The 21216-nt window shown below is 47.0% G+C and carries 22 protein-coding genes; 1 reads left to right on the forward strand and 21 read right to left on the reverse strand.

Going from position 1 to position 21216, the window contains the following annotated elements; all coding sequences use genetic code 11:
* Nucleotides 1–6: 6 nt before the first annotated feature.
* The 7 genes from ACTQ50_RS01350 to ACTQ50_RS01380 form a co-directional block, all read right to left on the reverse strand.
* Nucleotides 7–747 (reverse strand): amino acid ABC transporter ATP-binding protein, encoded by a 741-nt coding sequence (locus ACTQ50_RS01350; RefSeq protein ID WP_441482632.1) that lies wholly within the window; start codon nucleotides 745–747, stop codon nucleotides 7–9.
* Nucleotides 748–1398 (reverse strand): amino acid ABC transporter permease, encoded by a 651-nt coding sequence (locus ACTQ50_RS01355; protein ID WP_441482633.1) that lies wholly within the window; start codon nucleotides 1396–1398, stop codon nucleotides 748–750.
* Nucleotides 1399–1514: 116 nt separating this feature from the next.
* A complete protein-coding gene (locus ACTQ50_RS01360; protein WP_441482634.1) occupies nucleotides 1515–2402 on the reverse strand; it encodes an ABC transporter substrate-binding protein in 888 nt (295 codons plus the stop codon).
* A 393-nt stretch (nucleotides 2403–2795) separates the two neighbouring features.
* Nucleotides 2796–3554, reverse strand: a complete 759-nt coding sequence (gene dapB / locus ACTQ50_RS01365) for a 4-hydroxy-tetrahydrodipicolinate reductase (RefSeq protein ID WP_441482635.1) — start codon at nucleotides 3552–3554, stop codon at nucleotides 2796–2798.
* Nucleotides 3555–3671: 117 nt separating this feature from the next.
* Nucleotides 3672–4565, reverse strand: a complete 894-nt coding sequence (gene dapA / locus ACTQ50_RS01370; RefSeq protein ID WP_441482636.1) for a 4-hydroxy-tetrahydrodipicolinate synthase — start codon at nucleotides 4563–4565, stop codon at nucleotides 3672–3674.
* Nucleotides 4566–4695: 130 nt separating this feature from the next.
* Nucleotides 4696–5211, reverse strand: a complete 516-nt coding sequence (locus tag ACTQ50_RS01375; protein WP_441482637.1) for a cob(I)yrinic acid a,c-diamide adenosyltransferase — start codon at nucleotides 5209–5211, stop codon at nucleotides 4696–4698.
* Between the two features lie 195 nt (nucleotides 5212–5406).
* Nucleotides 5407–6030 (reverse strand): single-stranded DNA-binding protein, encoded by a 624-nt coding sequence (locus tag ACTQ50_RS01380; RefSeq protein ID WP_294666591.1) that lies wholly within the window; start codon nucleotides 6028–6030, stop codon nucleotides 5407–5409.
* A gap of 457 nt (nucleotides 6031–6487) precedes the next feature.
* On the opposite strand from ACTQ50_RS01380, the gene typA reads away from it, so the two are divergent.
* A complete protein-coding gene (gene typA / locus ACTQ50_RS01385; protein WP_118582152.1) occupies nucleotides 6488–8323 on the forward strand; it encodes a translational GTPase TypA in 1836 nt (611 codons plus the stop codon).
* Nucleotides 8324–8396: 73 nt separating this feature from the next.
* Here typA and ACTQ50_RS01390 read toward each other — a convergent pair whose 3' ends face one another.
* The 14 genes from ACTQ50_RS01390 to ACTQ50_RS01455 form a co-directional block, all read right to left on the reverse strand.
* Nucleotides 8397–9107: a glycosyltransferase family 2 protein gene (locus ACTQ50_RS01390; RefSeq protein ID WP_441482638.1), complete on the reverse strand. Its 711-nt coding sequence runs from the start codon at nucleotides 9105–9107 to the stop codon at nucleotides 8397–8399.
* A gap of 21 nt (nucleotides 9108–9128) precedes the next feature.
* The gene (locus tag ACTQ50_RS01395) at nucleotides 9129–10319 is read right to left on the reverse strand and encodes a pyridoxal phosphate-dependent aminotransferase (RefSeq protein WP_441482639.1); all 1191 of its coding nucleotides are present in this window, start codon (nucleotides 10317–10319) and stop codon (nucleotides 9129–9131) included.
* A 100-nt stretch (nucleotides 10320–10419) separates the two neighbouring features.
* On the reverse strand, nucleotides 10420–11889 hold the full coding sequence (locus tag ACTQ50_RS01400) for a sodium-dependent transporter (protein WP_441482640.1): 1470 nt from the start codon (nucleotides 11887–11889) through the stop codon (nucleotides 10420–10422).
* 367 nt (nucleotides 11890–12256) lie between these two features.
* Nucleotides 12257–12658: an ATP synthase F1 subunit epsilon gene (atpC, locus tag ACTQ50_RS01405; RefSeq protein ID WP_441482641.1), complete on the reverse strand. Its 402-nt coding sequence runs from the start codon at nucleotides 12656–12658 to the stop codon at nucleotides 12257–12259.
* A gap of 12 nt (nucleotides 12659–12670) precedes the next feature.
* A complete protein-coding gene (gene atpD / locus ACTQ50_RS01410; protein ID WP_148461013.1) occupies nucleotides 12671–14074 on the reverse strand; it encodes a F0F1 ATP synthase subunit beta in 1404 nt (467 codons plus the stop codon).
* 188 nt (nucleotides 14075–14262) lie between these two features.
* On the reverse strand, nucleotides 14263–15117 hold the full coding sequence (gene atpG / locus ACTQ50_RS01415; RefSeq protein WP_441482642.1) for an ATP synthase F1 subunit gamma: 855 nt from the start codon (nucleotides 15115–15117) through the stop codon (nucleotides 14263–14265).
* Between the two features lie 22 nt (nucleotides 15118–15139).
* Nucleotides 15140–16669, reverse strand: coding sequence for a F0F1 ATP synthase subunit alpha (gene atpA / locus ACTQ50_RS01420; protein WP_441482643.1), 1530 nt, complete (start codon nucleotides 16667–16669; stop codon nucleotides 15140–15142).
* Between the two features lie 15 nt (nucleotides 16670–16684).
* Nucleotides 16685–17224: an ATP synthase F1 subunit delta gene (gene atpH, locus ACTQ50_RS01425; protein WP_441482644.1), complete on the reverse strand. Its 540-nt coding sequence runs from the start codon at nucleotides 17222–17224 to the stop codon at nucleotides 16685–16687.
* A complete protein-coding gene (gene atpF / locus ACTQ50_RS01430; RefSeq protein WP_441482645.1) occupies nucleotides 17221–17724 on the reverse strand; it encodes a F0F1 ATP synthase subunit B in 504 nt (167 codons plus the stop codon). Before atpF ends, atpH begins: the two co-directional genes overlap by 4 nt.
* Nucleotides 17725–17754: 30 nt before the next feature.
* On the reverse strand, nucleotides 17755–18033 hold the full coding sequence (atpE, locus tag ACTQ50_RS01435; RefSeq protein ID WP_179962564.1) for an ATP synthase F0 subunit C: 279 nt from the start codon (nucleotides 18031–18033) through the stop codon (nucleotides 17755–17757).
* A gap of 47 nt (nucleotides 18034–18080) precedes the next feature.
* Nucleotides 18081–18839 carry a F0F1 ATP synthase subunit A gene (locus ACTQ50_RS01440; protein ID WP_441482646.1) on the reverse strand — a complete coding sequence of 253 codons (759 nt, stop codon included), beginning with the start codon at nucleotides 18837–18839 and terminating at the stop codon, nucleotides 18081–18083.
* Between the two features lie 38 nt (nucleotides 18840–18877).
* Nucleotides 18878–19303 carry an ATP synthase subunit I gene (locus tag ACTQ50_RS01445; protein WP_441482647.1) on the reverse strand — a complete coding sequence of 142 codons (426 nt, stop codon included), beginning with the start codon at nucleotides 19301–19303 and terminating at the stop codon, nucleotides 18878–18880.
* A gap of 21 nt (nucleotides 19304–19324) precedes the next feature.
* The gene (locus ACTQ50_RS01450; RefSeq protein ID WP_441482648.1) at nucleotides 19325–19588 is read right to left on the reverse strand and encodes an AtpZ/AtpI family protein; all 264 of its coding nucleotides are present in this window, start codon (nucleotides 19586–19588) and stop codon (nucleotides 19325–19327) included.
* Between the two features lie 424 nt (nucleotides 19589–20012).
* Nucleotides 20013–21113: a substrate-binding domain-containing protein gene (locus ACTQ50_RS01455; RefSeq protein WP_441482649.1), complete on the reverse strand. Its 1101-nt coding sequence runs from the start codon at nucleotides 21111–21113 to the stop codon at nucleotides 20013–20015.
* Between the last annotated feature and the right edge of the window lie 103 nt (nucleotides 21114–21216).

A 21216-nucleotide genomic window follows, 5' to 3' on the forward strand; every position in this document is an offset into this window, starting at 1 on the left:
CCTGAATTACCTTTCCTCAACTTTCCTGATAAACTGACGAATACGATCATTCTTCGGATGCTCGAAAAACTCTTCCGGAGGCGCATCCTCCACGATCACGCCATCTTCCATAAACAAAATCCGGTCCGCTACTTCTCTGGCAAAATTCATCTCATGGGTGACGATCACCATGGAAACGCCCTCAGCCGCTACTTTACGGATAACGCTTAAGACCTCTCCAACCAGCTCCGGATCCAGTGCACTGGTAGGCTCATCGAAAAGGATCACCTCCGGGTTCATAGCCATTGCTCTTGCGATTGCAACTCTCTGCTGCTGTCCGCCGGAAAGATTCTTTGCCATGGCCTCTTCCCTGCCTTCCAGTCCAACCATTTTCAGCAGCTCTTTGGCCTTTGCAATAGCCTCCTGCCTGGGGACTTTCTTCACATGGACCGGTGCCTCGATCACATTCTGGAGCACACTCATATGGGTAAAAACATTGAACCTCTGGAAAACCATTCCAATATGCTGCCGCAGCTCATAAAGGGCCTGGCCGGAATTCACCGGTTTTCCCATATAATCAATCTCACCGCTGTCGTAGGTTTCCAGCTGGTTGATGCACCGGAGGATTGTGGATTTACCAGAACCGCTGGGGCCAAGGATCGCAATCTTTTCCCCTTTATGTATGTCAAAACTGATTCCCTTCAGTACCTGGAGATCACCAAAGCTTTTGCTGATATTTTTTACACTTAAAATAACATCTTCTGCCATTTATGCCATCCTCCTTTCCAAAATTCCTGCAATCTGTGTAAATACAGTTGTCAGGATCAGATATAATACCGCAACCGCTATGTACGGCTCAAAATAATGGAAAGAATTATAAGCAATCAGGGTTCCCTCTCTTGTCAGCTCTGTCAACGTGATGGCGGACAGGATCGAGGTATTTTTGATGGTGGCAATAAACTGGTTTACAAGAGGCAGAATACAGATCTTGGTTGCCTGTGGTGCCACGATCCGGAGCATTTCCAGATGCCAGGGCATTCCAAGTGCTTTGGCAGCTTCTCTCTGGCCCGGGTCAATAGCATGGATACCGGAACGGACGATTTCTGCAATGTATGCGCCTGTATTCAGGGACATGGAAAGCACACCAGCTGTCATAGCGCTAAGAGTAACGCCCAGGTTTGGCAAACCGAAGTAAATCAGAAATGCCTGCACCATCAGCGGAGTTCCTCTCCAGATCCAGATGTACAGCTGTGCGATCTTTGCAACCACCTTTATGCGGCTGTCCCTCATCAGGGCAAGCACAACGCCCAGAATCGTACCAAAAATAAGTGTAAGAACCGATATTTCCATCGTCACTGCACATCCATGGAGCAGTGATGACATTTTGTCAAATACAAGTGACCATTTCAATGTTACCATACTATTTCCCCTGTGACCAGTAATTATAGCCGGTTTATCCTTTCTTCCTTACTTTTCCGGTTACTGTTCACCTTGTTCACAGCAACTCGTTTCCTGCATAGAAGTATTTCCCTGTTTTATTCCGCGGTTTCCGTATCTTCTGCAGCAGCAACTTCTTCTCCCTCGCCGGAAGCGTCGATCCATTTTGTCCAGAGTGCATCATAAGTGCCGTCTGCATAATACTCGTCAATACACTCATTGATAAATGCAAGCAGATCGTCTTTTCCCTTCTGTACGGCGATGGCGTTCTCTGCATGGGTAAATGGATCACACACGATCTTGGTTCCTTCGTACTCCTGGGAAAGGATCTTCTGGTTCAGAAGGTCGTTTACAACAACGTCCACACGGCCTGCCAGAAGGTCTGATACACATCCTACTGTATCTTTGTACTGAACAATCTCATAAGAAACATCCGGATTCTCGTCCAGGAAGCTCTGTGCTACATTATAAGAAGTTGCGCCCTCTTTTACGGCAACCTTCAGGCCATCACAGTCAGCCAGGCTCTTAACCGTGTCTGCGTACTCGGAATCCTCTTTTACGGCAAGGATCATGCCACTGTCGCAATAGGATTTGGACATATCCACAACCTCGCATCTTTCATCTGTCTTATACATTGCTGCGATGGAAAAATCATATTCACCATTCTGGATAGAAGGAACAATGGACTGGAATTCCATATCTGTCACTTCCATGTCAACTCCAAGCTTGTCTGCAATGTACTGGGCCAGGTCAATATCAAAACCTACAATGTTGTTATCATCGTCCCTGTATTCAAAAGGTACGTAAGTTCCGGTTGCAACGGTGATCACACCTTTATCCTTGATTGCTTTAATATTTTCACCATTTTCCCAGTCAACTGCTGCAGTATCCTCCGTGTCTGTGCTCTCTGCGTAAACCGGGGTAAAGGCTGTCATGATCATAGAAGCTGCTGTAAGAAGTGCCATTGCTTTTGCTGTTTTTCTCATAATAATTTCTCCTCTCTGACTCTCGCCGATACAGATAGCCTGCTGTTGCGGTTCCCGAAGTGATTCACAACAGCCTGCGCAGTTATGCTATCCGGATTTCCAGCTTTACTAACGCAAAAAGGCCCGCCCTGTGGCAGCCCTTTCTGCATGGCAGAAATGCAATATCGCATTCCTCTCATATGAAGTTTCGGTACGTTATGGCGGCAGGTACAAAAATACTTCACCAATGTAGACTCTGGTCTGCCATTCCATAAACGCAAAAACGGAGCAAACTCTCTAAGTAGTTTGCTCCGTTGCAACTTATGGTGGAATTATAGCAAACAGATTGCTGTCTGTAAATCCATAAATTTAACAATTTTTTTGTATGTCTTTTACAATTTTTGTATATTTCTGTCAGCCTTCGATCACGTCGCTCATGTCATATATTCCAGCTGGTTTGCCAGCAAGGTATTTCGCTGCTTCTACAGCACCTTTGCCAAATACAGCCTTGGAATATGCGGTGTGCTTGAATTCAATCACTTCGTCCTGGCCTGCGAAGATCACCTCATGTTCGCCTACGATGGAACCGCCGCGGACTGCGGAAATACCGATTTCCCTGGCGTCACGTTTCTCTCTTCTCTGGCTGCGGTCATATACGTAATGATACTGGTTGTCCATTGCCTCGTTCAGACTGTCTGCAAGGGCAAGGGCAGTTCCGCTTGGAGCATCCACCTTCAGGTTATGGTGCTTCTCTACGATCTCCATGTCAAAACCAGCAGCTGCCAGAACCTTGGCTGCATCCTGAACCAGCTTCAGAAGGGTGTTGATTCCAAGGGACATGTTGGCGGATTTCAGAACTGCGATCTTCTTCGCACTCTCTTCTACTCTTGCAAGCTGCTCTTCGCTTAAACCTGTGGTGCAAAGAACTACCGGCATGTTTCTCTTCTCGCAGTAATCCATCAGCTTGTCAAAAGCCTTCGGGGAGGAAAAATCGATGACAGCGTCTGCTTCTACCTGGCAGTCATCAATGTTTGTGAATACCGGATAGCTGTTTTTCCCCTGGTCTGCGATGTCAATTCCTGCTACGATCTGGGCATTTGCATCTTTCTCAACGATATCGGAAATAACCTGTCCCATGTGACCGTTACATCCGTGCATGATAATTTTAACCATTTTCATTACTTCCTTTCTTATGTATACAAACTACAAAGAAATCCCGACAGTCAACTGTCAGACGGTATGCTGCCGCACACCAGAGCTGACAGGCGACCTCCGGGATTTCAACATTATTTATGCAAGCTTAATTCCATACTCAACAAGAGCCTTCTTCAGTCTCTCCTCGTTCTCCGGCTCCATCTCGCAAAGAGGCATACGGGTCGGTCCAACCTTCCATCCCATCAGATTCAGGGCTGTCTTAACCGGAATCGGGTTAACCTCGCAGAACAGGGCATTGATAAGGGAAATTGCCTCAAGCTGAAGCTTGGCAGCGCCTGCAAGATCACCTTCCATAAATTTCATAACCATGTCATGTGTGTTCTTCGGTGCAACATTGGATAAAACAGAAATTACACCAAGTCCGCCAAGGGAAAGGACCGGAAGTACCTGGTCATCATTTCCGGAATAAAGCTCAAGAGCACCATCTGCCATGGACATCATCTTCGCGATCTGGGAAAGATCCCCGCTTGCAGCCTTGATTCCCACGATGTTCTTCACATTTTTGGCAAGAGCCACTGCAGTCGCTGGCTGGATGTTGCAGCCTGTACGGCTTGGTACATTATACATAATGATCGGAGTCTCCGGTACGGAGTTGGCAATCTCTGTATAATGACGGATCAGCCCCTTCTGGCTTGCCTTGTTGTAATATGGGGTTACGATCAGGAGTGCGTCAGCGCCATAAGAAGCAGCCTCCTGGGACATCATGATCGCGGTCTCGGTACAGTTAGAGCCAGTACCTGCAATAACCGGAACTCTTCCTGCCACCTTGTCAATTGCAAATTTGATGGTCTGGAGATGCTCTCCATGTGTCAGTGTAGAAGACTCACCTGTAGTTCCGCAGATTACGATCGCATCTGTGCTGTTCGCAATCTGGTACTCCAGAAGCTCTTCCAGTTTCTCATAATTTACCTTTCCGTCTTCATGCATCGGGGTTACGATTGCAACGGCTGCACCTTTGAAAATTGCCATTTTAGTTCCTCCTATTCATCCTTCTGTATCATTCTGCTATCGCCGACAGGCGTTCTTTACATTTCTCTGCTACGGCTCGCTGGCAGCGTTCCATAGAGTGTATTGCTGCGGGCAAAGTGAACCGTAACATTTACTTAGCTGCCGGTAATGTCTGCTCTCTTCCAAGCGTTGTAATGGTAGTCACACTGTCTACGTAGTCCAGAAGACCGGGGTCTACCCTGTTTCCTGTAAGGATCACATGCATGGATTCATCCTTCTGCTTCAAAAGCTCCACAACCATATCCACAGTGGCGATATGCTTATCCAGAAGTCCCAGGATCTCATCCAGCACCAGGAAATCACATTCCTGGGTTGCAATTACCTTACGGGCAAAATTTAAACCATTGAGAATATTGCGCTTCTCCTCTGCCTGTTCTTCCTCGTTCAGCTGGTCGTAACAGGTCTCCATCTTTTCAAAACGGAAGATCTTAATATCCAGCTGATCCAGCTCCTCCAGAAAATCCAGCTCACGCCGTTCATTTCCCTTCAGAAACTGAATGATGATCACACTCTTTCCCTGAGAAGATGCCCGCAGAGCCTGACCAATTGCCAGTGTGGTCTTGCCTCTGCCATTGCCGCAATAAACTTCTGCCATTTCTTTTTCCATACTGATTCCTCTTGTTGTTAAAAATAATGTTACCGTCCTTTATTCTGCCAAAACTATCTACAGGACGATAACCGCAAATTGCGCCATTTTTAATATGCTTATATTACCGCAAAATGTAAAGAAATGCAAGCAGAAGAAACTGGGAGGAAAATGTTACTGTTCACACAGTTACTGTTCACTTCGTGACCAGTAACTTCACACATACTCCAGCTTGCTCACCGACACTTCATATGCGATCCGCTTCTGGGTTTCGTTTTCGCCGATCCGCTTCATATACTCCCGGCTCTGGATCCTGCCCCAGATCAGTACATGTCCGCCCACCTCAAAGGCAGAGGCATAGCGGGCATTTCTTCCCCAGCAGATACACGGTATGTAGTCCGATTTTCCATAAGGTCGGTTCACTGCAAGAAGCAGATCTGCAATTTCTCTTCCCAGCGGCGTTTTGCGGTAAACAGGCGGTTTGCAAATAAATCCGTCCAGAAAGATCTGGTTCACCGGTGCCAGGGAATCCTCTTCTTCCAGGAATTTCAGTTCCCGTGCAAAAGCGGAAAGCACCAGGCGGTTATGTTTTTCTTCATGACGGTTATAGGAACGGAACTGTCCGTGGATTTCCACATACTGTCCTACATAATCCTGGGTAACATCCACCAGTCTTTCCGACACCATCACAGGGATCCGGTCCTCAGAGTCACTGAGACGCTTTACCAGAAGCTCCATGGTGTAGAAGCCCTCTCCGTAAACCTGGTGGCTGAATGTGAAACCGGTTACGATTTTTCCTGTGATGGAAACCTGATTGTTTTCAATAATTTTATCTGCCATGATGTAGTTCTCCTTCCTTATTTTCACTTTTTCTGCAGACTTATGGGGTATCCTGGTCCATACCCGGATCCCTGCCGCCGCCCGCTTATGAACAGCAGCCATTACTTGTCTTACTTGTTGGTCTATAATATCTATGAGAAAATTACCCTGTTTAGAACCAGAAATTTAAAAAAAATTTTTTCAACACCTTGTAATCTGCGAAAATTGTGGTAAACTGGGAATTTGGTTACTGTTCATTTCATTCACAGCAACCACTTCGCGATGCACAGAAATCATGCAAGCATGATTTCGCGCTGCAATTCTCGGGTTTTCTGTGAACTTTGTTCACAAAAAACACCTCGCGGAACACATCCACGAACAGTATTTAGCTATAGACATTGTACAATACTCACATTATAATTAAGGAAAGAAAGCGGCAGAGAGTTGCTGTCGCGATAAAGAAAGGATTTCGATTTTTATGAAGACGAAACGCGAAGATGTACGTAACGTAGCCATCATTGCCCACGTTGACCATGGTAAAACCACTCTGGTAGACCAGCTTCTGAAACAGAGCGGTGTTTTCCGTGCCAATCAGGAGGTTCAGGAGCGTGTCATGGACTCCAACGATATCGAGAGAGAGCGTGGTATCACAATCCTCTCCAAGAACACAGCAGTTCATTACAAAGACACCAAAATCAACATTATCGATACCCCAGGACATGCTGACTTCGGCGGCGAGGTTGAGCGTGTACTGAAAATGGTAGACGGCGTTATCCTTCTGGTTGACGCTTTCGAAGGCGCTATGCCTCAGACCAAATTCGTTCTGAAAAAAGCTCTCGAGCTGGATCTGCACGTAATCGTCTGCATTAACAAGATAGACCGTCCAGAGGCAAGACCAGACGAGGTTGTGGACGAGGTTCTGGAGCTTCTTATGGATCTTGGTGCTTCCGACGAGCAGCTTGACTGCCCGTTCCTTTATGCTTCTGCAAAAACAGGACATGCTGTTCTGGATCTGAAGGATACACCAGAGAACATGGAGCCGCTGTTTGAGGCGATCCTGAAATACATCCCGGCTCCGGAAGGTGACCCGGATGCAGATACACAGGTACTGATCAGTACCATTGATTACAATGAGTATGTTGGACGTATTGGTGTTGGTAAGGTTGAAAGCGGTACTATTGCAGTAAACCAGGAGCTTACTCTTCTGAACCACCACGATCCGGACAAGAAACAGAAGGTTAAGATCAGCAAGCTTTATGAGTTTGACGGTTTGAACAAAGTTGAGGTAAAAGAAGCAACTATTGGATCAATTGTTGCAATTTCCGGTATTGCAGAGATCCATATTGGAGATACCCTTTGCGGTGGAGATAACCCGGAAGCAATTCCATTCCAAAAGATTTCTGAGCCGACGATTGCCATGAACTTCCTGGTAAATGACAGCCCGCTTGCTGGTCAGGAAGGTAAATATATCACTTCCCGTCATCTCCGTGACAGACTTTACAGAGAGCTGAACACAGATGTCAGCCTTCGTGTAGAGGATACTGAGACCACAGAGTGCTTTAAGGTTTCCGGACGTGGTGAGCTTCATCTTTCCGTTCTTATTGAGAATATGAGACGTGAGGGTTATGAGTTTGCAGTCAGCAAGCCAGAGGTTCTTTACAAAATTGACGAGCGTGGCAAGAAGTTAGAGCCAATGGAGATCGCTTATATTGATGTTCCGGAGGAATTTTCCGGTACTGTGATCCAGATGCTCAGCGAGCGTAAGGGTGAGCTTCAGGGCATGAGCACAGCCAGTGATGGTTCTGTTCGTCTTGAGTTCCATATTCCATCCCGTGGACTGATCGGTTTCCGTGGAAACTTCCTGACTTCCACTAAGGGTACTGGTATTATCAATACTATTTTTGATGGATATTCTCCATACAAGGGAGATTTCCAGTATCGTAAGCAGGGTTCCCTGATCGCTTTCGAGGGCGGCGAGGCTGTTACCTATGGTCTGTTTGCAGCTCAGGAGCGTGGTACTTTGTTTATTGGACCTGGTGCAAAGGTTTACAGTGGTATGGTTATCGGACAGAATGGTAAGGCAGAGGATATCGAGCTGAATGTCTGCAAGACAAAACATCTTACTAACACCCGTTCCTCTTCTGCTGATGAGGCACTGAAGCTGACTCCGCCTAGAGTCCTCAGCCTGGAGCAGGCCATCGAGTTTATCGATACCGATGAGCTTCTGGAGGTTACTCCTAGCAGCCTTCGTATCCGTAAGAAGATTCTGGATTCACGTGATCGTAAGAGAGCTTCTATTAAGAAGAATGCGTAAGACGTTATAGAAAAAAATGGAGCAGATAGATCTTTGGAAAATAAGATTTATCTGCTCTTTTTATTAAACATCTTTAAAGCTCTTTCTTCAGTTTATAAAAGTCTTTTACTGCCTTCCAGCCGATTTTTACAATTTTCTTCACGTTGATGGAATTAGTTCCACCCTGTCGGGGTTTGAAGGTGATGTCGATGAATTTTACTCTTTCTTTGTAGTGAACAAAATAAGTGGTGAACATAATGTTCGGGATGTTGAAATCTTCTGGGAGCTTGTTGATGTATTTGGCTACCAGGTCTCTCTTCATCAGGCGGTATGGCGCATTGGCGTCGGATACTTTTACTCCGAAGATCATTCGCAGGAGAAGGCATACTACGTTCTCTACGAACTTTCGAGACTTGCCGTCGCCGCGGACGGAGCGGGTGCCGATTATGGCGTCGTAGCGGCCGCGCTGGTTCCAGAAGGGTTCGAATTCGTCGGGGTTGGTCTGTCCGTCGGAGTCGGTCTGGAAAATGTAGTCTGCTTTCTGCTGGATGGCGTAGCGGTAGCCGTAAAGGACGGTGGGGCCATGTCCACCGTTTGGCTTATCAAGAGGCACAAGAAGTGGTCTTGTAGCTGCACATTTCTGAAGGAGTTCGTAGGTGTTATCCTTGCTGCCGTCGTTGATGATCACCAGACGGGATTTTCCCTCGTCATTGTGACGCTCCACTACAGGATACCACTGGTCAATGGTTCTCTCGATATTTTCAGCTTCGTTGTAGGCTGGAATTACGATATATAAACTGGACATAACTTCCTCCATTTACTGAAATTATTTCAGCCCAAATTCCTCCGCCAGCTTCTTAAACTGCGGCAGGGAATTCACAATGGTCTCATAAGAGACACAATAAGCCAGTCTCACATATCCCGGGCAGGCGAAGGAACTGCCTGGTACCATGAGGATGTTGTATTTCTTGCCAGCTTCGCAGAAGGCGTTCTCATCTGCTACTGGGGATTTCACGAATAAGTAGAAGGCTCCCTGTGGCTTGATGCATTCGAAACCAAGTTCTTTCAGCCCATTGTAAAGAGCCAGTCGGTTCTTGTCGTAAGCTGCCACATCTACTTCGGCGTCTACGCATTTGGCGATGACCTTCTGGATCAGGGATGGAGCGTTGACACAGCCGATGGTGCGGTTGGCAATGGCTGCGGCTGCGATCAGTTCTTCGCTTCCGTCTGCTTCGTCTGGAATTACCAGATATCCGATACGCTCTCCTGGAAGGGAAAGGGATTTGCTGTAGGAGTAGCCTACGATCGTGTTGGCATAGTATTTGGTCAGATACGGTACCTGGACGCCGTCGTAAGCCAGTTCTCTGTATGGCTCATCGGAAATCAGGTAGATCACTGTGCCGAACTCCTTCTGCTTGGCTTCCAGAATTGCGGCAAGTTTCTTGATTGTTTCTTCTGAATATACAACTCCTGTTGGGTTATGTGGTGTGTTCACAATGACAGCACGTGTCTTTGGAGTAATTTTCTGCTCAAATTCCTCCAGGTTCGGCTGGAAGGTGGTGGTATCTGGTGAGATTTCCACAAGCTTGCCGTCATAATTGCGTACATATGCACCGTACTCCAGGAAATACGGTGCAAAAACAATTACTTCCTCCCCTGGATTCAGAATTGTCTTAAATGCTACGTTCAGTCCGCTTGCGGCACCGACTGTCATGATCAGGTTTTTCGCTGCAAAAGAAGTGCCAAATCTGCGGTTCAGGGACTCTGCAATTGTCTGGCGCACATCTTCAAAGCCTGCATTGCTCATGTAGCCATGAAGTACGGTAGGCTCTTCCTCGTTTACCAGGTCGATGATTGCCTGGCGCACGCAGTCCGGTGCCGGGACGCTTGGATTGCCAAGGCTGAAATCAAATACATTCTCCGGTCCGTAAATGGCACGAAGGCGATTGCCTTCCTCGAACATCATACGGATTGCAGAATTGTTTTTTACGTAAGGTTTCATTTTTTCCGCTATCATTTTATGTCACTCCTCTTTGCTTAATTTCATATCTTTTTCAACAACTTCATCTGATACTTCTGTACACTGACAAGGCCAGTAAAAATCATTATGCGCTTTCTTAACGCTTCGTCTTTTTCTTCCCAAAGATGATCCATCCCACAAAGCCCAGTACCAGCAGACTCACAATCATCCACACCGCCAGCACAGCCGGTCCTTTCGGGCTGAACATATCATAATACCCTTTCAGATAAATCACAACTACAACCGCCGGAATCACGTATAACATATATTTCTGCACATTTGTAGGGAATTTCAGGCCCTCTCCGGTGTCAGCTTCTTTAATAAAGTTCTTCCATCCCCAGCCATACTTTGATACGCAGAACATTACAAATACTACGGATCCCAGTGGAAGAATGTTATTGGACACAATGAAGTCCTCCAGATCCATAATGTTGGTTCCTGCACCCAGCGGCTGAATGCCAGACAGCACATTGAATCCCAGAACTGCAGGCAGGGAAAGAAGGATCATCGCCACCATATTTACTGCAACAGCTTTTCCACGGCTCCAGCCTTTTCGGTCCATGGAATAAGACAAAATATTCTCAAACACCGCAATTACAGTAGACAGGGAAGCAAAGGACATAAACAGGAAAAACAGTGCGCCCCATAATCTTCCGCCTGCCATCTGGTTAAATACATTTGGCAAAGTAATAAATACAAGTCCCGGGCCAGCGCCTGGCTCTACACCAAATGCAAAGCATGCCGGAATAATGATCAGTCCCGCCATCAGTGCCACAAAGGTATCCAGCACTGTAATGTGAATGGATTCTCCCAGAAGGGATCTGTCTTTTCCAAGGTAGCTTCCAAAAATCGTCATGGAACCGGCACCAATACTCAGTGTAAAGAATGCCTGAGACAAAGCGCCGAAGATCACATTTCCGATTCCGATTTCTTTCATAGAGGTGAAATCCGGTACCAGATAAAACTTCACGCCCTCCATTGCACCGTCAAGTGTAAGGGAATGGATAGCCAAAACTACAATAAGTGACAGGAGGCACAGCATCATTACTTTTGTAATTTTCTCCAGGCCACGCTGCACGCCTAAGGAGCACACACCAAAGGATAAAACAACTACAATAACCATCCATAAGGTCATTGTACCAGCTGATCCCTGAAGTCCTGTAAAATAGTCTGCTATCTGTGTGGAGTCTTTCCCGGCCAGCTTGCCTGCTGCCATGGCGTAACAATAATAGAGCATCCATCCAGCTACCATGGTATAAAACATCATCAGCACATAGTTGGAAACCATGCTCATGTAGCTGAAATTGTGAAAGTTCGCCCTCTCTGGCTCCAGATCGTGAAATGCCCTTGCCGTACTTTTACGGCTTGCACGTCCTACTGCAAATTCACATACCAGAACCGGCAGTCCCAACAGTACCAAAAATACCAGATAAATCAGAATAAATGCCGCTCCGCCGTATTTTCCCGCCATATACGGAAACTTCCACACGTTTCCAAGTCCAATGGCGCATCCAGCAGAAACCAGGATAAATCCCAGCCGCGATCCAAATGTTTCTCTTTCTTTCAAATCGTCCCCCTTATTTGCTTTTTCATTTTATAGTGCCTGGCTGTTGTAATTTCAGTTACTGTTTGTGACCTGCACAGTAACCCTCTTCGTCATATTCACATTTTCTCCTCCAGGCTTCGTTTTTGTTGGAAAGTAATAAAAGGACCGGTTCACTCCAGCCCTTTTTTCACATTTTTCCCGATACCTTATTGTAACGCCCCCACACTTTTATGTCAACGCTTTTATGTGATGGGAGTTTGACGTTTTAAAGCGGTACGTTTCATTTTTTCTTGCAAAATGAAACCAGCAGACGGGAAATTTTCAACTTCAAAAAGGACAGTCTCCCCTTTCATACTTTTCAGGTATAACTGTCCTTTTCCATCATTTCTTAACTTTTCACACTAAGTCTCACCAGCGCCCTCTGCAGCTTGGCTTCCACGATCTTATATTCTTTATCGGAAAGGCCGCCCTGGGCCAGTTTTTCCTGGGCGCGGTCTTTGGCTCTGCCGGCGCGGTCGGCGTCAATGTCTTCCTGCCATTCCCAGGTGGTTGCAAGAAGGCTGCAATTGCCGTCCATCACGGTGAGCATACCGCCGATACATGCTGCACTGCGGCTGGTGCCATCCTCCAGTATCACATGGGCCTCGCCCATTCCAAGAGCGGTACAGAAATTGCAGTGTCCTGCCAGGATTGCCAGATCACCGGTAATGCTGCGGCACACAATGCGCTGCACCTCTCCCTCAAAAAGCAGGCCGTCGGGGGTACCGATTCTAAGGGGAAATGTCCTCATAGGCAGCCTCCTTTACTGATTCTGGTTATTTTTTGCTTTCTCAAATACGTCATCAATGGTTCCTGCAAACAGGAAGCAGCTCTCTGGAATGCTGTCGCACTCGCCATCCAGGATCATCTTGAATCCACGGAGAGTCTCTTTCAGCGGAACATATTGTCCCGGCATACCTGTAAACTGCTCTGCAACAGAGAAGCTCTGTGACAGGAATCGCTGCACCTTACGTGCACGGCTGACTGTCAGCTTGTCCTCCTCAGACAGCTCATCCATACCCATGATAGCGATAATATCCTGCAGTTCTTTATAACGCTGCAGAACTCTCTGTACTGCACGTGCGATCTCATAATGCTCCTGTCCAACTACCTCCGGGGAAAGGATACGGCTGGTGGAATCAAGGGGATCCACTGCCGGATAAATACCCTGGCTGGCGATTTCACGAGAAAGTACGGTGGTCGCATCCAGATGGGTAAATGTGGTAGCCGGAGCCGGGTCTGTAAGGTCATCGGCAGGTACATAAACAGCCTGTACAGATGTGATGGAACCCTTTCTGGTAGAAGTGATACGCTCCTGAAGGGCACCCATCTCAGTCGCCAGTGTAGGCTGATAACCTACCGCAGAAGGCATACGTCCAAGAAGCGCGGAAACCTCTGAACCAGCCTGTGTAAAACGGAAAATATTGTCAATGAAAAGAAGCACATCCTGATTCTTTACATCACGGAAATACTCTGCCATGGTCAGCCCGGAAAGACCAACCCGCATACGTGCTCCCGGCGGCTCGTTCATCTGGCCATAAACCAGAGCCGTCTTGTCGATAACGCCGCTCTCCTTCATCTCATTATAAAGGTCATTTCCCTCACGGGTACGCTCTCCAACACCTGTAAATACTGAAAGTCCACCATGTGCTGTAGCAACGTTGTGGATCAGCTCCATGATAAGAACTGTTTTACCAACACCAGCACCTCCGAACAGACCGATCTTACCACCCTTTGCATAAGGGCAGATCAGGTCTACGACCTTGATACCAGTCTCCAGAATCTCGGTAGCTGGCATCTGCTCCTCATAGGATGGTGCCGGACGGTGGATCGCCCAGTGCTCCTTGGTCTCTGGTGCCGGAAGATTGTCTACCGGATCACCCAGAAGGTTAAATACTCGTCCCAGGCACTCTTCCCCAACCGGAACCTTGATTGGTTCACCGGTATCTACAGCCTTGGTGCCCCTTACCAGACCATCGGTGGAATTCATGGCGATACAGCGTACCGTATTATCCCCGATCTGCTGGGCAACCTCTGCTGTGAGCTTGGTGCCTTCATGATCAATTTCGATGGCATTGAGAAGTGCCGGCAGCTCATCATGGCCAAACCGGATATCCAGTACCGGTCCGATTACCTGCACCACCTCGCCAATGTGTTTTTCGCTCATTTAGCAGTCTCCTTATAGATTGAAGGATTCTATCCTTCATAATCATCATTATTTCTGTGACTGACGCTCTGAAAAATCTGTACAGTGATACTTCGTTATATTTTTCACTATACCACACTTTTTCACCTGTCAGCCAGCGGAAGAATATTGTATACTTGCAACTTATCAAGCGATATTTTGCACCTATCTTATACTCCTTCCGCACCTCCAACAATCTCTGTGATCTCCTGCGTGATGCTTGCCTGACGTGCCCGGTTGTAATGCAGATTCAGCTTCTCGATCATTTCCTCAGCATTATTGGTCGCAGCCTCCATGGCGGTACGTCTTGCTGCCAGCTCGCTGGCCACACTCTCGCACACAGCACCATAGATCAGTCCTGCCAGATACTCCGGAACAATGGCTTCAAATACCTCAGATGCATCTGGCTCATACAGGATCAGATTCCGGATGCTCTTTGTATCCTGCTCCTTGGTCAGGTCATTTAAAGGCAGCACCGGGATTGCCGATGGCTGCTGGGAAAGCATGGAAACAAATCTGGTATAACACAGATCAATGTGTCCGAACTCCCCTTTCTTAAATTCCCCGCAGAGCAGATTCGCCATCTCAAAGCAGTCTGCCACGGAAACATCAGCAATCTCGCCGAAGCTCTCCGTAACACAGGCAAATCCATTTCGCTTCGAATACTCCACAGCCTTTTTCCCAATGGGAAGGACAACAAAATCCTGTCCAGATGAGGCTGCTTCCAGACATTTAAACAGGTTGGTGTTATATCCGCCAGCCAGACCACGGTCGCCAGCGATCAGCACGTAGCAGCGCTTTTCATTCTGGGATTCTCTTGCATAGACAGAGGAAAAATCTGTATTTCCCTGTGCAATATCCGCCAGAGTCTGATGCATGGTCTCAAAATACGGCCTGCAGACTTCAGCCCTTTCTTTTGCTTTACGCAGTTTGGAGGATGCTACAAGTTCCATTGCCTTGGTAATCTGCATGGTGCTCTGCACACTTTTGATACGCAGCTTTACCGCTTTCATGTTTGCAGCCATAAAAAGTCCTCCTTGTCACAATTTATTTCTCAGGTCTTGTATTCACAAAATTCTCAGTATACTGTTCCAGCGCGCTCTTAAGCTTGCCTTCTGTCTCCGCAGATAACGCGCCTGTGGAGCGGATCTCCTGCATAGCAGCAGCGCCCTGTGCATCGCTGTCCAGCCAGGTATAAAGACCAGCCTCATAGCTTCTTACATCCTCTGTGGCAACCTTGGAAAGGATTCCCTTGGTTACCGCATAAAGGATCGCTACCTGCTTCTCAACTGGAACCGGTGCATTCTGGTTCTGTTTCAGAACCTCCACAATACGGGCACCCTGCTCCAGTCTGGCCTTGGTATCTGCATCCAGATCAGATCCAAACTGGGCAAAGCTCTGCAGCTCACGATACTGGGAATAAATCAGCTTCAAAGTACCGGCAACCTTCTTCATTGCCTTGATCTGTGCATTTCCACCAACTCGGGATACGGAAATACCAGGGTTTACAGCCGGCATAACGCCGGAATGGAACAGCTCTGTCTCCAGGAAGATCTGTCCGTCTGTAATGGAAATAACGTTAGTCGGAATATATGCGGAAACGTCTCCTGCCTGTGTTTCGATGATCGGAAGGGCAGTCAGGGAACCACCGCCGTGTGCTTCGTCCAGTCTGGCCGCACGCTCCAGAAGTCTGGAATGGAGATAGAAAACATCTCCAGGATATGCCTCACGTCCCGGTGGACGACGGATCAGCAGGGAAAGCGCACGGTAAGCAACTGCATGCTTACTTAAATCATCGTAAATGATCAGCACATCTTTTCCCTTATACATAAAGTATTCACCCATTGCACATCCGGAATATGGTGCAATGTACTGCAGCGGGCTGGCTTCAGAAGCAGTAGCCGCTACAACAATGGTGTAATCCATAGCGCCGTTTCTGGTAAGTGTCTCAACCAGGGAAGATACTGTAGAACGCTTCTGTCCGATTGCTACGTAGATACAGATCACGTCCTTGCCCTTCTGGTTGATAATGGTGTCTGCTGCCAGAGTGGTCTTACCAGTCTGACGGTCACCGATGATCAGCTCACGCTGGCCCCTTCCAATAGGAACCATGGAATCAATTGCCTTAATACCGGTCTGCAGAGGCTGGTTAACGCCCTGTCTCTCGCAGATACCTGGTGCCGGGCTCTCAATTGCCCTGTATTCACTTGTCACTACAGGTCCAGCACCGTCAATAGGCTGTCCCAGGGCATTTACAACACGCCCGATCATAGCCTCTCCAACCGGAACGGATACCACCTTTCCGGTGCGCTTTACGGTCTGACCTTCGCCAATGCCGGAATCATCACCAAATAATACGATAGAGACACTGTTCTCTTCCAGGTTCTGTGCCATTCCGAAGCTTCCGTCCTCAAATTCAAGAAGCTCGCCTGCCATACAGTTGATAAGACCGCTGGCTCTGGCAATACCATCACCAACCATGAGAACGGTACCGGTCTCATTCTGTTTGATGGCGTTATCGTAATATTTGATCTGACTGCGGATGACTTTTGAAATTTCTTCAGGTTTAAGCTGCATTTTCTCTATCCATCCTTATACTATAAGCTCGTTTAATTTCCTGGAAAGGCCATCCAGACGACTCTTTACCGTACCGTCCAGCTGTCTGCCCTCCAATTCCACTTTAAGACCTGCAAGCACTGTAGGATCTGTCTTCTGGGTCAGGGTAACGGTCTTGCCGCTAATCTTCTCCAGCTTGTCCTTAAGCGCTGCCATCTGCTCCTCTGTCAGTGCAACCGCGCTGGTCACCACTGCAGTAGCAATATTATGGTCCACATTGTACCGCCGTGTAAATTCCTCGCAGCACCCGGAATACTCTCCCAGGATTCCGCACTCACACAGCAGCTTCAGAAAATTTACCAGATACCGTTCTGCTTCTGTTCCAAATGCAATATCAAGAAGCTTTGTCCTCTCTTCTTTGGGAATAGAGGGTTCTGACAACAATTTCACATAATCGGGATTTTCCCGGAAAAGCTGCCGGATGGTCTGCATCTGCTCCAACACAGTGTCGGTAAGCTGTTCTTCGGCAGCAAGGTCATACATGCTGCCGCCATATAATCTGGCAATCTGCGTCATGATGCCTCACCTACATTCGAAATAAACTCGTCGATCAGTTTCGCGTGATCCTCTTCCTTGATCTCACGCTCGATCACCTTGCCGGCAATCTCCATTGCCATGCCGCCGATCTCATTTTTCACTTCATTGACAGCTTTGCGTTTCTCCTGTGCAATGTCGCTCTCAGCCTTCTCTTTCATAGCGCGGGCTTCAGAGGCTGCACTCTTTAGGATCTCCTCACTCTGGAGGGAAGCTGTCTTCTGTGCCTCTGTAACAATATCGCTGGCCTTCGCCTTGGCCTGCTGCATATTCTGTTCATACTCTGTCTTCATGGCAAGCGCCTCTTCCTTGGCCTTTGTGGCATCCTGGATCTCGGCATCTGCCATTGCTCTTCTCTTCTGGAGCATTTCATTGACAGGCTTGAACAGAAATCTTTTTATCAGATACATCTGGAGAAAAAGGTTGCAGATCTGTGCGACAAACGTCCACGGCACAATTCCTACAAGTTCCTGTACCTGCATGTTCTAACCTCCTGTTGTACTTGTCCTTAATTATCCAAGGAATTTCATGAAGGTACCAGGTGCAACGAAGATCAGAAGCAGACCGGTTACGAAACCGTAAATACCGGTGGTCTCTGCGATAGCACAACCAAGAAGCATGGTAGATGTTACATCACCTTTGCACTCCGGCTGACGTCCGATTGCTTCCAGAGCTTTCGCAACTGCGTTACCTTCTCCAATACCAGGTCCAATACCTGCGATCAGTGCAAGACCAGCACCAATTGCACAACCAGCCAGTGCGATACCTTTTGCCAATACTGTAAAATCCATAATCAAATCCTCCTGTTATTTATGATTTCTCTTTTTTAAAAACGTGCTTACTCTTCTGCAGCATTCGCTATATACATGACAGTCAGCATACAGAAAATAAATGCCTGCATGATTCCGGAGAACCAGTCAAAATAAACTGACAGGATTGCCGGAATACCAACATCCAGGAACGGGATCTTCGATAATACATCACCTACAATACCTGGAATCAGTCCGAACAGCTTGGAGCTTGCCAGCGCCAGTGCTGCATAGATCAGACCGTTGATAACTACACCGGAAAGGATATTTCCAAAATGACGGCATGCCATACTGATCGGTGTCGCGATCTCGGAAAGAATGTTAAACGGTGTCATAATGGGGATTGGAGTTGTAAATCCCTTCATATATCCGCCGAGACCATTTGTCTTGATCTTCTGCGCCGTGATCATGGTAAATACCACAATTGCCCATGCAGCTTCTGTAGAAAGGTCTGCTGTAGGGCTTCGAAGTCCCACAAGGCTGATCAGGTTGGATACCACACTGGTAGCAAAAAGTGCTGCCACAAAAGGAATCATATACCTGAATTTCTCGCCCATATTGCCAATCACGAACTTATTGGCTGTCTCCACCAGAAGCTCGGCCACTGCCTGTCTCTTGGATATCTTTTCCACCTTCAGATCATGTGTCAGCCAGATACATAAGCCTGTGATCAAAAGCATGACCAGCCAGCTTACCACCAGCGTCTCCGTGATCTGGAATTTCCCCAGGATCGGTACTTCAAAGGGAAACGTATAGAATATCCTGCCACCGGTTATTTCTATGTCCATGTACTCTCACCTCCTGTCATTTTAAATTTTACATATGGTTATGCAGCTTTCTTTCCGCCAATGATTCCCACGGTCTTGATCACAATGTTTGGGAAAAGCAATGGAAGAAGTCCTGCTACAAACTGAAAACAGGGAACTGCAATTGCCAGAATGCCCCAGAGGATCTGAAATGTCATTCGCTGGGTATAACTGGTCTTCATCTTCGCCGCAGCCTGTTTGTCATCCTCCATGGATACCACCTTCTGAACAGTCAGTCCCATAAGGAAAAAATTCAGTACTGCCACCACCCCGCCTATAAATCCGGCAAGGATCACTGTATAATCAAATGGAATCTGCTCCGGTGCTGCCAGATGCCCAATTCCAAATACAGCCCACATTAAAATCACGCATATAAATGTACCAATGGCAACCTTTTTCGTCTCTTTCTTCACGGCTGGCTGCACATCTGCAAACATTCTGCCCATAGAAAACTCCCTTCTGTTACTCTAATGATGTCGGTTAAATGAAACTTTATTCTTCTTTTTCTCTTTTTTCTGATGGCCGGTTACGGAGAGGTATAGCTTATAGGCTACTGTAAAGGAACCTCCCAGTCCGAAAATAAAGCCAGGAATAAAAATCCATGCTCCTATTCCCAGATTCGTACTCATCCACCAGCAGATCAGCAGGCATAAAAGCAGAGGAGTAATAAAAGATAAGCTAAATTGACTAAGCAAAGTCATATTCTTGATGATATCTCCCCATTTTTTCATAAAAGCCTCCTGTCTCAAGTCTCATTTTATAGACAGATTTTAACACAATCCTGGGTGGATAGCAACTTTTTTGTGCAAATTATTTAAAAATCAACTTCTATTTTATAGCATTTCGTCAATTTTTTCACACTTCAAAAAGTAATTACATGCTAACAAATTCCTGTTATTTTGTCGTTATACAATTGTTAAACATTGACTAAAATTCAGACACCCCCTGCCAATTTGTCTAAAATATGTCAAAAACTATGAAAAAAACTGCCTTGTATCAGCATTCCCATTCTCTGGTAAATCATGCTATACAAAGCAGTTTCTCTTTCGTAAATTAAGTATTGATTTCTTTCGTAACGAGTTACTGTTCACTCCATGACCAGCAACCGTAACGATTCTAGTTTCTGTACTGTTCCCTGATTTTCCCTTGTCAAAATCAGTTCGCATACAAATATGCACTATAAGCCGGATCGTCAATCACAGATCCATCGATCCATGCCGGATCGATCCGTACATTTCTGGTAATCTCCACACTCTTCTTCGGTGCTGTGGTCATAAGTGCTGTCCAGATTGTCTGATAGCCCATGGCATAAGGCTGCTGGGAAACCACACCTACCTCTTTATTATTGCGGATGGCATCCTGCTGCTTCGCCGTAGCATCAACTCCAACCATCACAACCGGATCCTTTGTCTCATCTTTCTCCATGTCTAAATACATGTCTGAAATATCTGCATTGGTACAGAATACGCCGTCTAACTGTGGATTCTTATCCAGAACCTCCTGCATGGCAGCGGTCATATCATCCACCTGATCCTGGTAGATCACATCCACAACCTCAATATCCGGATAATTGGCAATGTAATTGGTAAAGCCCGCTACACGCTCCTGAATGCTCTGTGTCTTCTCCTGGGCAGAAAATACAGCAACCTTTCCCATTTTTCCAATGGAGACTGCCAGTCTGTACGCTGCAATCTCGCCTACACGGGTATTATCGGTGCCTCGGAAGGCCCGGATCATCTTGCTGTCGCTGACGCCGGAGTCAAATGCCACAACCGGGATTCCATTCTCCTTGGCTGCCTCCAGCTGTGCCTGAAGGGAATCCATATCGCTTGCAGAAATGCAAAGGACATCCGGATTCTCTGCAATTACCGCATCCAGAGTATTTACCTGGCTCTCCACATCCTTCTCATCACTGGCTCCTTCGAAGGTCATGGTCACCTGGTCATCCTTCTGGAAACCATAAGCCTCATTTACATCTGCAATGGCCTGCTCCATGCCCTTCTTAACCAGGTTCCAGAATTCACCGCTTGTGCTCTTGCTGACAACTGCCACACGGGCTCCTGCCTGGATTTCTACTGTTGTATCAATCTCTGGAATCACAGGATCCGTCTCTTCCTGAACTTCCTCTGTGGATTCTGTAGTCTGCCCATCGGTTACCAGCGGGGCAATTACTTTCTGTACCTCTTCCTTCTTACACCCGGTCAAAGTGCATAATGCAGCCAGAAGAACAGCAGGTATCACTACTGCTTTTTTCATTTTATTCACTCCTCATCTGAATGTTGAATATTATCTACTTCACAGTCTTTTTTCTCAGTTTAATCTTGCTTTTACATTATACACATTTTCCGTTCCACGTCCA

The sequence above is a fragment of the Blautia sp. Sow4_E7 genome (assembly GCF_052116245.1).
GTDB lineage: Bacteria > Bacillota > Clostridia > Lachnospirales > Lachnospiraceae > Blautia_A.

Bases quoted from the DNA above. Each gene is read 5' to 3' on its own strand.
- dapA (WP_441482636.1), bottom strand. From the start codon at position 4,565: ATGGCAATTTTCAAAGGTGCAGCCGTTGCAATCGTAACCCCGATGCAT.
- ACTQ50_RS01355 (WP_441482633.1), bottom strand. From the start codon at position 1,398: ATGGTAACATTGAAATGGTCACTTGTATTTGACAAAATGTCATCACTG.
- ACTQ50_RS01380 (WP_294666591.1), bottom strand. From the start codon at position 6,030: ATGGCAGATAAAATTATTGAAAACAATCAGGTTTCCATCACAGGAAAA.
- atpA (WP_441482643.1), bottom strand. From the start codon at position 16,669: ATGCAGCTTAAACCTGAAGAAATTTCAAAAGTCATCCGCAGTCAGATC.
- ACTQ50_RS01455 (WP_441482649.1), bottom strand. From the start codon at position 21,113: ATGAAAAAAGCAGTAGTGATACCTGCTGTTCTTCTGGCTGCATTATGC.
- atpD (WP_148461013.1), bottom strand. From the start codon at position 14,074: ATGAGCGAAAAACACATTGGCGAGGTGGTGCAGGTAATCGGACCGGTA.
- ACTQ50_RS01450 (WP_441482648.1), bottom strand. From the start codon at position 19,588: ATGAAAAAATGGGGAGATATCATCAAGAATATGACTTTGCTTAGTCAA.
- ACTQ50_RS01375 (WP_441482637.1), bottom strand. From the start codon at position 5,211: ATGGAAAAAGAAATGGCAGAAGTTTATTGCGGCAATGGCAGAGGCAAG.
- ACTQ50_RS01360 (WP_441482634.1), bottom strand. From the start codon at position 2,402: ATGAGAAAAACAGCAAAAGCAATGGCACTTCTTACAGCAGCTTCTATG.
- ACTQ50_RS01390 (WP_441482638.1), bottom strand. From the start codon at position 9,107: ATGTCCAGTTTATATATCGTAATTCCAGCCTACAACGAAGCTGAAAAT.
- ACTQ50_RS01395 (WP_441482639.1), bottom strand. From the start codon at position 10,319: ATGATAGCGGAAAAAATGAAACCTTACGTAAAAAACAATTCTGCAATC.
- ACTQ50_RS01445 (WP_441482647.1), bottom strand. From the start codon at position 19,303: ATGGGCAGAATGTTTGCAGATGTGCAGCCAGCCGTGAAGAAAGAGACG.
- atpG (WP_441482642.1), bottom strand. From the start codon at position 15,117: ATGGCTGCAAACATGAAAGCGGTAAAGCTGCGTATCAAAAGTGTGCAG.
- dapB (WP_441482635.1), bottom strand. From the start codon at position 3,554: ATGGTTAAAATTATCATGCACGGATGTAACGGTCACATGGGACAGGTT.
- atpF (WP_441482645.1), bottom strand. From the start codon at position 17,724: ATGCAGGTACAGGAACTTGTAGGAATTGTGCCGTGGACGTTTGTCGCA.
- atpE (WP_179962564.1), bottom strand. From the start codon at position 18,033: ATGGATTTTACAGTATTGGCAAAAGGTATCGCACTGGCTGGTTGTGCA.
- atpH (WP_441482644.1), bottom strand. From the start codon at position 17,224: ATGACGCAGATTGCCAGATTATATGGCGGCAGCATGTATGACCTTGCT.
- ACTQ50_RS01350 (WP_441482632.1), bottom strand. From the start codon at position 747: ATGGCAGAAGATGTTATTTTAAGTGTAAAAAATATCAGCAAAAGCTTT.
- ACTQ50_RS01440 (WP_441482646.1), bottom strand. From the start codon at position 18,839: ATGGACATAGAAATAACCGGTGGCAGGATATTCTATACGTTTCCCTTT.
- atpC (WP_441482641.1), bottom strand. From the start codon at position 12,658: ATGAGGACATTTCCCCTTAGAATCGGTACCCCCGACGGCCTGCTTTTT.
- typA (WP_118582152.1), top strand. From the start codon at position 6,488: ATGAAGACGAAACGCGAAGATGTACGTAACGTAGCCATCATTGCCCAC.